This is a genomic window from Bacillus sp. BD48 (genome assembly GCF_046566805.1).
GTDB lineage: Bacteria > Bacillota > Bacilli > Bacillales > Bacillaceae > Bacillus > Bacillus safensis.
The window spans coordinates 214,229-224,835 of the sequence record NZ_JANGFM010000006.1 but is presented as its reverse complement, the minus strand read 5'-3'; the positions used below and the strand labels follow the sequence as shown (position 1 = coordinate 224,835).

Below are 10,607 nucleotides of genomic sequence, written 5' to 3'. Positions count from 1 at the left end.
CCTATGCTCTGTCCAATTTTTCTCTTCTAGCAAAATCAACGAATCTGAAGCGGTCTAATCGGTGACGGCTTTCTGTGTATTGAAATAGACTCGTATCCTCTAAGAACACATAATTCTTTACCACAACGACATGGTCAAATCCCTTCAAATCAAGGTACTTGGCGTCCTCTTCTGTACATGGCTCTACCACAAATTCCTTTTGAGCATAGCTGATCGATACACCGAGTTCTCCTTCAATATACTCATAGATTGATCCTTCACATATGTCTTTAGACAACACTTCAACATGCTTTTGCAAAAAGTAGTCCTTGTCTAAAATCACTTCTTCCCCGCTAATATTGCGAGATCGAATGACTTTCCAGACGTCCGTCTGTTCATCAATTTTCAGCTGAGACTGAATATACTGATCCGGTTTGATTAAACCAAATTCATGAACCGTTGTGACCGTCTTTCTGCCAAGCGTTTGAGAAAGTTCTTTAAAGCTGACAAGACCTGATACAGGAAACTGCATTTTCTCCCGATTCAGCAATACAGAGCCTTTCCCGCGGATTTTTTGGATATAGCCATTTTGCACAAGAATATTTAATGCCTTTCTCACTGTCTCCCGGGACGTGTCGTACATGATAGAAAGCTCATGCTCTGATGGGAGGATGCCTTTATCCTGCCATTCACCTTGCTCAATTCGTCTTGCGAGCTGATCATAAATCACTCGAAACTTATTCTCTTTCATTTTCCCTCCGCCCCATTTTCTAGCGTTTGGTTAAATGATAAACGATTGACTCATATGGGCGCAACGTAAATCCCTTGATATGTGCCGGCACATCCTCATAATTCGATAACAGCACTTGACCCTTCATCTCATCTACAGCCTGCACAAGCTCATCAGGAAGCGTAAAGTCCGCCTCTCCTGCATAAAAGTGGTTGATCACGAGGAGCTTCTCATTCATGGTTTCTCTAACATAAGCAAAAATCTTTGGATCTTCTGCTAGGAGTAAAGAGAAGCTGCCATATGTGATCACGTCAAGTTCTTTACGCAGTCTGCACAGGGCTTGGTAATGATAAAAAATGGACGTCCGGTCCTTTAATGAAGCTTCGACCGAAATGTCGTTATGGGCTGGCTCAATCCAAGGCGTTCCTGTTGAGAAACCTGCATTCTTCTCTGAGGTCCACTGCATTGGTGTTCTTGCATTATCTCTTGACTTAACCTGTAAAATGGCAAGTGCTTCTTCCTTTGATTTTCCCTTTTCAAGCATGACTTCGTACATATTGAGTGATTCGATATCACGGTAAGACGAAATGTCTTCAAAGCGAGGATTCTTCATGCCAATTTCCTCACCTTGATAAATATACGGAGTTCCCTGCATCAGATGAATCGTGGTCGCCAGCATCTTCGCTGATTGCTGATGATACGTGTCATCATCACCATACCTTGAGACGATACGCGGCTGATCATGATTGCACCAGAACAGCGCATTCCAGCCGCCGCCCTCATGCATTTTTGTCTGCCATTCAGACAGAATCGATTTCAATTCTTGAAAATCAAATGGTGCGATCGCCCACTTTTCGCCGTTTGGATAATCCACCTTTAAATGATGGAAATTGAACGTCATATCCAGCTCCTGCCGATCAGGTCTTGTATACCGAATGCAGTCTGCAATATTCGTTGAAGACATTTCTCCAACTGTCATGCTATCGTATTTTGAAAAAACCTCCTCGTTCATTTCATGCAGAAATTCATGAATTCTCGGCCCGTCCGTATAGTACATGCGGCCGTCGCCTTGCACAGATTGTCCTGCGTCATCTAAGAAACGCTGATCCTTTGAGATGTTGTTGATGACATCGAGCCTGAACCCATCAATTCCTTTTTCAAACCAAAAGTGCATGATGTCATATACTTGCCCGCGCACCTCATCCTTCTCCCAATTGAGATCCGCCTGAGTGACATCATATAAATGAAGATAATAATCTCCTGTTACTTCGTCCAGCTCCCAGGCTGGACCGCCAAATTTCGACTGCCAATCATTCGGAGGAGATCCGTCCGCTTTTGGCTCCTTCCAAATATAATAATCCCGGTAAGGGTTATCCTTTGACTCACGCGAGGCTTGAAACCACTCATGGAAAATGGATGTATGGTTAACGGCTAGATCCATGATGACCCGTATTCCTCTCTCATGCGCTTCCTTCAGCATGCGTTCAAAATCTGTCATTGTCCCGTACATGTCATGAATTTTTGTATAATCACTAATATCATAGCCGTTGTCATGCTGCGGGGACTCATACATTGGCGTGAGCCAAATACAATCCGCCCCAAGCTCTTTAATGTAATCAAGTTTTTTCGTCACGCCATTGATATCACCTGTACCAGAGCCCGTTGTATCTAAAAAGCTCTTCGGATAAATTTGATAGACCACCGCTTTTTTCCACCACGGTTCATTTGTCTGCTGATTCAATTTCCTTCACCACCACTAGTTAAGTTCTTCTGAAAAATCCTTCTTCTTTTTTAGTTTTGCATATAAAAGAGTACCGATGAATGGGAGGATGAGGACAATCACCATTCCAATTGCAAATGCACCCCAATACTTCGGGATAATGGAGAAGATTCCTGGAATACCGCCAACCCCAACTGAACTTGCCAGTACCCCTTGAGAGGCGATAAACATACCGGCTAACCCTGAGCTGATCAGTGCAAAAATAAACGGGAATCGATAACGCAGGTTGACCCCAAACATGGCCGGTTCGGTAATTCCTAAATAAGCAGAAATACTTGATGTCAGCGAAAGTCCTTTTTGCTTTTCATCTTTTAAGACAAACATCATTGCCAGTGCAGCTGATCCTTGTGCGATATTGGACAGTGCAAGCATCGGCCATAGGAACGTGCCGTGCAGCTTTGAGTTAATCAATTGAATATCCACAGCGAGGAACGTATGATGCATTCCTGTAATGACTAATGCTGCATACAGTCCGCCGTATAATAGACCGCCAAGTGCTGCGAATTGCTGGAATACGGCTACAAGTCCAGATGTTAAAACGTTTCCGATTGCAAATGTAACAGGTCCAATCACGATAAATGATAAAAATCCAATGACTAATAACGTAATTGGTGCAACAACTAACAGCTGAATACTTTCAGGTGTCCGTTTTGTAATAAACAATTCGAGCTTTGCAAGTAAATAAGAGGCAACGAGTATCGGAAGAACCTGTCCTTGATAGCCTACCTTCTGCACTTCAAGACCAAACAAGTTCCAAACAGGAATGTCACCAGTCTTTTCAGCCGCACCATAGCCCCATGCGTTTAACAAGTCCGGGTGTACGAGCATCAGACCTAGGACCATCCCTAAAAGCGGATTCCCCCCAAACCGCTTCACAGCTGACCAGCCAATTAATGCTGGCAGGAAGGTGAAGGCAGTACCTGCAATTAAGTTGATCATATTCGCTAAATCAGCCCATGCCGGATACACATCTACTATCGATTTTTGATCAAAGAAAATATCAGGAGCTGTTAAAATATTATTAATTCCCATTAATAAACCGGCTGTGACGATGGCAGGAAGAATCGGTATAAAGATATCCGCAAGCGTTTTCACAGCACGCTGCAATGGATTTAATTTTTGATCAGAGGCACGCTTCACGTCCTCTTTTGTGGCTTCCCCAATCCCCGTCTGTTTCACCATTTCGGCATATACTCGATTGACGACTCCTTGGCCGATGACCACTTGGTATTGACCGTTCGCTGAGAAAGATCCCTTCACTTCTTCAATTTGTTCAAGTGCTTTCTCATCAACCTTGTCTTCATCTTTCAGCACAAAGCGCAGCCTGGTTACACAATGTGTCGCTTGATCAATATTTTCTTTGCCGCCGATGGCTTTCACAATCTGATCTGCTGCTGCCTGATAATCAGCCATACTATCCCCTCCGAGATCGTTTTTTTATATAAGAAAAAAGAACCAAAAAACTTGTATATACATGTTTGATTCTTATTTTATATTTGTATATACATGTAGTCAACAACAAATTGCAGCGCTTTCATAAAAAAAGCTCCCTCAATGTGCTCAGGTGAGGCAGCGTGTCATCATCTTTTTTTATGCTCAGTTAATTTCTCATAGACCTTGTTTTTGTAAAAGGAGGAGGCTGGGCGGGCAAAAGTTTGGCGCTTAGATGTAAGTTCATCCAGACGTTTTTGTTTTTCTTCACATATGAGAGAAAGCTTTTTTCTCTCCTCTCCGTCTATACTGGAGTGAAGAAGCTCTTTGACAGTCATGAGTTCTTTTTTCAGTGCTGTTTCTTCCCCAGCAAAGCCAGCATTTTTCATGATGCGGTAGCCCATTCTAAGTTCTTCTGGTACATGAGCAGCGTCATCTTTTGGCAAAGGTTTCCCAAAACCAGATAATCCTTCAAAAGCCCCTTTATCCATCGCTTTTTTGATCCGTTCTTCTGATAATCTCTGCGCAAAATCCAAAGCGTTTCTCCTTTCGTCCGTAACAATTTGATTAAGCATAGCAAAAAAGCTGACTCCTTCACAAGAGTCAGCTTTTTCTTTATTTATTGTCTATTTTAAAAGTAGATACCATTTGTGCTAAGTCATCCGACATATCAGAGAGCTGTTCAATCGCACTTGAAATTTGCTGCATACCAGCACTTTGCTGTTCTGTTGCTGCCGCCACTTCTTGAGAGCTCGCTGCATGTTCTTCCGATACAACAGAAATTTGCTCAATCGATGTAGAAATCGTTTGATATGCTTGCTCCACTTGCTTAATAGAAGCAAGCAAATTGTTCGTTCTTCTTGAAAACTGAGAAACACCGTCGTAGATCAAAGCGAAGTTTTGTGACGTGCCTTCCATTTGCTCACGTCCTTCTTCCACTGCTTTACTGCTTTCCTCTACGCTTTCAAGAACGCGCTGACTGTTTTCCTGTGTGCCGATGACAAGGTCTGAAACGGTTTTAGCCGCATCCGCTGATTGCTCAGCTAACTTGCGCACCTCATCTGCCACAACAGCAAAGCCTTTTCCTTCTTCTCCAACACGGGCCGCTTCAATTGAAGCATTCAGTGCAAGCAGATTCGTTTGTGCTGAAATGTCTGTAATAATCGAGATGACACTTTCAATCTCCGTTGAATGAGATTGTAATTCTTCTGCTGCCTGCTTTGAGTTGGTCATCTTGTCATGTAGCATATTCAGATGATCAAGCACATGGGTCACTAATTTTTGACCAGATTCAGACTGCTCTTGTACGTCAGATGAAACAGATTTCATTTCATCAACTTCTTTTGTGACGCCTTCGATTTGAGTATCGATCTCAGCAACGGATGTCGTACAATCCGTAATATTTGCGACAGAATCATTGATTCCTTCACTCATATTCGTCATAGCTTCTGATACCTGCTGCGCACTTTGACTTGATTCGTTCGTCACCGTACGAAGCTGTGAAGACATTTTCGACACTTCACTAGATGAGTGCGAGATTTTCGAAATGAGCTCTTTGATCCGCCCCTGCATCTTTTGGAAGGATGCGGCAAGCTGGCCGATCTCGTCTTTACTTTCAACTTCTACCATTCCAGTTAAATCACCGTCAGCAATTCGGTTCGCTGATTCCATCAATGAACGTGCTGGTTTCGCAATTCTTCTTCCCATGATAAAGGAGAAGAGCAATCCACCGATGAGCACAATAGCAGATGCAACCGTAATGTAGAGTGTCAGCTTCTTTGTTGTAGCTGGAACAATTGATGCATCTAAATCAATCCCAAGAATCCCTGTCAGTTCACCGCCTGAATCTTTAATTGGCAAAAAGACTGATTTATGTGTTCCGTATGAATCTTTGTAAATATCACTTTTGACCATTTTATCTTCAGAAAGAGCTTGTTTCATCTCATCTGAGAATGCATAATCCTGGTCAAAATCATTGTCTTCTCCAGTTAAAACGATAATTCTTTCTTTACCGCCTTTATTAGATAACACGTATAAGTTCTCAAGCGTATGATCTTTTTGAAGCTCTGTGAATTTCTTTTTGATGTCGACATAAATGGGATCATCCTTCCCGCTAATGCTGAGCACGTTTCCATCAATGTTATCGATTTCTTTTTTGGCTGTATCAATATCTGTTGTTAATCGATAATCAAATTGCTTTAATAACTGGGATGATAAATCCTGACTGACTAGATAAAATGTTAGAACGAATAATGCAACGGTTGCGAGTAATGTTACGACAACGACTGACATGATTTTGGAGGATATCGTGTATCCTCCAAATTTCCTTTGTTTCGCCATTTTTTCCTACATCTCCACTCTCAGATTTAATTTAAGCATGTACATGTTCAAATTGTTCACAAACAGATGCAATCACATCTTTTAAATAAGATACGATATGAGGGATATGCTCTGGTAACGTATAAGGTGAGATAACAAAAAACTTACTAACACTTAGATAAAATTCTTGACCTTCTTTTGAATTTACAAGTAAAAACTTCGTTGTATCACCAAAGAACATCTCGTCTCTTTTCTCTCCAAGCTTTTCAAACAGCATTTTGTTCAATTCATTGTTCCGCTCAATTTCCATTGAAGTCGCTACACCAGAAATCTCTTCTTGAAAACGCGGTGAGCCGTCTAGGTAAATTCTAAATAATGTAGCCATTCCGACGTTGTCATCATTCACGACTTCTGCTTGCGGAATTTCCCTACTAAGTGCTTCTCTGAAGGCAAGGTTCACCTCTAAGAATTGCCCGAGCAAGCGCTGGTAGCCTTCAATTCCAAACGTTAACAGCACGCTCAGCATACTAATTGAGCTTCCCATTCTTGTGCATTCCAGTGTATAACCCGTATGGTATTCGCCGTAGCCTCTATGTCCCACATAAGGTGTCTCTTTTTCTTCCAGGTCTAAACGCTTTAAGTCAGCAGCGTTTTTCACTAAGAATAAACTGGATGTGTAAGGTGTTTGGCCGAGCTTTTGAAAATCAAAGCACATCGTATCAGCAAGAGAAAGATGCTGGAATTTCGCTTTGATTTCTTTTAGCATTCGAAGAACACCGTCTGAGAATTGCAGCGGGTTTACAGATACATCATATTCATTAAAGAAAGCAAAGAATCCACCCAGCGCCGAATCCGCATGAATATGCGGCACCTTTAGACCATACTCCTCAGCCACAGCTTGTGCTGTTTCACGTACCCCTTTTACATCATCAATTGCAATGGCATCTGTCGTTCCTGTTGTTGCGACAATATAAACGGGAATTCCGCCATTTTGTGCAACACGTTCCATTTGACAGCGCAAATCTCCCATATCCATTGAATGATCTTTATTCGTCTTAATTCTGATTAAGTTGTCTGTGCCAAGTCCTGTTGCTTCCATTGACTTAAATAAGCTGTAATGTGCGGCATCAGAACAAAACGCATAAAGATTTTGCGGAACTCCTTTTCGCAGTGACTCCGGCGCAACTTTTGCAATCGCTAAACGAAGTCCTGAGAAAATGGCTCCCTGACCTCCCCATGTTGTGTATCCCCCGCTCACATTTGGATCATATCCGATGAGCTTAGACATCATTGAGACCACTCTGACCTCAGCTTCTGCACCTGCTGGTCCATAAACATCCCATAGGTTGTTTCCGTTTACCAGCATCGCCGTCAGCATGCCTAAAATTCCTGGTGTACTTGCCATTGGCAAAATGTTCGTGAAGAAATACTTGGTGTGGTATGGATGGTTATGTAAAAGCTTCAGTAATTCTTCATTCACAAGTTCCGCTTGCTGGCCGTTCATCGGAATTTGACTTGTTTCAGTGAGCTTTTTGTAAAAGTCCTCCCCACGATTCTTTTCACCTTTAAGGTGTGCACGGTTGGGATCCTTCAGGTAATCGACCCCTGAAATGATCTGCTCCATCAATTTGACGAGTTCTTTACGCTCTCCTACATTTCCGTCCTCACTCGGAAACCAGTTCTGAACGAGGTTCTCTGCTCGTACAGTCATATACTATCAATCCTTTCAATGGAAGATTTCCTGTCACTGTCTATATCGACCCCAATTCAGAAGTTTATAGTCTCAATATGTTCACTTAAGTATATTTAGATAATTTGTTCATTCATCAAAATAAATAAAACCCTTACAAAACAAATCAAAACCATTATGTTGATGTAATAACAAAATATATTGATATATCATATAAGAGGAATTTTTATCCATGGTCTTGTTCCATTCCATTGCTCATTTTTTTTACTTAACCTGCATAAACATTAAGAAACACTGGAAATACTCTCTAAATCATCATTGTAGAAACAAAATTAATTCTTTAGACTCGTGCCTTTTTACCTGTTTTATTGATATAGCAACTGGAAAATTACTGAATTTTCTGTTAATAATAGGACGATTTTCATAAAAAGTTTTTCGATGGGCGAATATTTTCATTTTCTCCCCTTTTATTGCTCGGACAGGCTTCCAAAGGCTCTTCACCGGTTATGACTTTTCTATTTGTGCATTTCGTGGTATATTCTAATGGTTCGTTTTCTTTCGTTCCGCCTCTTCCGTGTATCGGAGAAAAGGAGTGTTTATATGAAAACATTTATTCAAAAAAGAGGTCTCGGCTTCTTTCTGATTGCAGCCATCTTACTATGGCTCAAAACGTATTCAGCGTATTTAATCGAATTTAAACTTGGTATATCAAATGTGCTTCAGCATATTTTGCTTTTCGTGAATCCTATTAGCTCCAGCTTGTTCTTTCTTGGCTTTGCTTTATTGTTCAAGAAAAAATGGCAGCCTGCCGCTATCATTGTGATTCACTTTTTCATGTCTTTTTTACTATACGCAAACATCGTGTACTATCGATTCTTCAATGACTTTATCACGCTGCCTACAGTGATGCAGGCAGGAACGAATGGCGGACAATTAGGTGATAGTGCATTTTCACTCATGCGTTGGACTGATGTGTTTTACTTTATAGATACAATCATTTTGATCGTACTTGCAGTCCGCATGAAAAGGCAGCAGCAAACAAGTACAGCCACTGTACCTGTTCAAAAGTCAAAATCGTTTAGACTCGTCCTTGTGTCCTCTGTTGTAATCTTTGTTTTAAACTTAGTTGCTGCAGAAATCGATCGTCCAGAGCTTTTATCAAGATCGTTCGACCGCAATTATTTAGTTAAATATTTAGGTGCTTATAACTTTACTGTGTTTGATGCCATTCAAAATGTGAAATCAAACAGCCAGCGTGCTCTGGCAAATTCAAATGACGTGACAGATGTAGAGAACTATTTAAAAGCGAACAGCGCTGATCCTAACCCGGCTTATTACGGGAAAGCGAAAGGCATGAACGTCATTACGATTTCTCTTGAATCTCTGCAAAACTTTGTTATTGATTATAAGGTGAATGGAAAAGAGGTAACGCCATTCCTTAACTCATTGGCACACGACAACAAAACGTTTTACTTTGATAACTTCTTCCATCAAACAGGACAGGGAAAAACGTCTGATGCTGAATTTATGATGGATACTGGATTATTCCCATTATCACAGGGCTCTGTTTTTATTAACAAAGCGCAAAACACATATCAAGCTCTTCCTGGTATTCTGAAGAAGGATCAATATACGTCAGCAGAATTCCATGGCAATACGAAAACCTTCTGGAACCGTAATGAAATGTTTAAATCCTTTGGATATGACAGATTTTACGATTCTGAGTACTACGATATGAACGAGCAGGATACGAAGAACTATGGACTGAAAGACAAACCGTTCTTCAAAGAATCCATGCCAATCCTTAAAAACATGAAGCAGCCGTTTTATTCGAAATTCATTACATTATCGAACCATTTCCCATTTGGAATGGATGAAGGTGATACTGATTTCGAACCTGGTGACTTCGGAGACTCTGTCGTCGATAACTACTTCCAATCAGCTCATTATTTAGATGAAGCGATTGAACAGTTCTTCAACGATTTGAAAAAGTCAGGTCTCTATGACAATACAGTCGTCATTATGTACGGAGATCATTATGGCATTTCTGAAAATCACAATGAAGCGATGGAAAAAGTGACAGGACAAAAAATTGGAGATTATGAAAATGCGCAGCTCATGCGTGTGCCGCTCTTTATCCATGTTCCTGGCGTAAAAGGCGGACAGATTCATAAATACTCTGGTGAAGTCGATGTCGCACCAACCCTTCTGCACCTGCTTGGCGATGATACGAAGAACTATTTAATGTCTGGTTCTGATATCTTATCGAAGAACTTTAAAGAGCTTGTGCCATTTAGAAACGGTGACTTCGTGTCTAAAGACTACACGAAAGTAGGCAATAACTATTACAGCAACAAAACAGGCGAGAAAATCGAGCCAACTGACAAGGCATCACAAGAAAACGAAACGGTGAAAAAGATGCTGGAGACATCCGATAAGATTGTCACCGAAGATTTACTCCGTTTCTACAAACCTAAAGGCTTTACACCGATTGACCGCAACGATTATGACTATACAAAGAAAGTACAGGATGAAAAGGATTCCTCTTCCGCCAAAGATGAATCCAGCTCTTCTTCAAAATAACGTTCTCATGCTAAGAACCAGCCGATCCTTGATCAGCTGGTTCTTTTCACGTTTGATCATGATGGCACCGGGTATAGGAGAAGAAGGAGGGATTT

At 41.2% G+C, this 10,607-nt stretch carries 7 protein-coding genes; 1 reads left to right on the top strand and 6 read right to left on the bottom strand.

The genetic code is table 11. The features are described from left to right. Position 1: 1 nt before the first annotated feature. The 6 genes from treR to ACLGGR_RS17610 all read right to left on the bottom strand — a co-directional run bounded on the left by treR (position 2) and on the right by ACLGGR_RS17610 (position 7,950). Positions 2-730, bottom strand: coding sequence for a trehalose operon repressor (gene treR / locus ACLGGR_RS17635; protein WP_267587984.1), 729 nt, complete (start codon positions 728-730; stop codon positions 2-4). Positions 731-749: 19 nt separating this feature from the next. Then, positions 750-2,450 (bottom strand): alpha,alpha-phosphotrehalase, encoded by a 1,701-nt coding sequence (treC, locus tag ACLGGR_RS17630; protein WP_410973596.1) that lies wholly within the window; start codon positions 2,448-2,450, stop codon positions 750-752. Positions 2,451-2,465: 15 nt separating this feature from the next. Next, the gene (treP, locus tag ACLGGR_RS17625; RefSeq protein ID WP_142946360.1) at positions 2,466-3,902 is read right to left on the bottom strand and encodes a PTS system trehalose-specific EIIBC component; all 1,437 of its coding nucleotides are present in this window, start codon (positions 3,900-3,902) and stop codon (positions 2,466-2,468) included. A 167-nt stretch (positions 3,903-4,069) separates the two neighbouring features. Next, positions 4,070-4,456 carry a DnaJ family domain-containing protein gene (locus ACLGGR_RS17620; protein ID WP_410973595.1) on the bottom strand — a complete coding sequence of 129 codons (387 nt, stop codon included), beginning with the start codon at positions 4,454-4,456 and terminating at the stop codon, positions 4,070-4,072. Positions 4,457-4,535: 79 nt separating this feature from the next. After that, positions 4,536-6,260: a methyl-accepting chemotaxis protein gene (locus ACLGGR_RS17615; protein WP_251217071.1), complete on the bottom strand. Its 1,725-nt coding sequence runs from the start codon at positions 6,258-6,260 to the stop codon at positions 4,536-4,538. A 31-nt stretch (positions 6,261-6,291) separates the two neighbouring features. Continuing rightward, complete coding sequence (locus ACLGGR_RS17610; RefSeq protein WP_410973594.1) at positions 6,292-7,950, bottom strand: pyridoxal phosphate-dependent decarboxylase family protein; 1,659 nt, start codon at positions 7,948-7,950, stop codon at positions 6,292-6,294. A 579-nt stretch (positions 7,951-8,529) separates the two neighbouring features. On the opposite strand from ACLGGR_RS17610, the gene ltaS reads away from it, so the two are divergent. Then, positions 8,530-10,512 carry a lipoteichoic acid synthase gene (gene ltaS / locus ACLGGR_RS17605; RefSeq protein WP_056767679.1) on the top strand — a complete coding sequence of 661 codons (1,983 nt, stop codon included), beginning with the start codon at positions 8,530-8,532 and terminating at the stop codon, positions 10,510-10,512. The last annotated feature ends 95 nt before the right edge of the window (positions 10,513-10,607 follow it).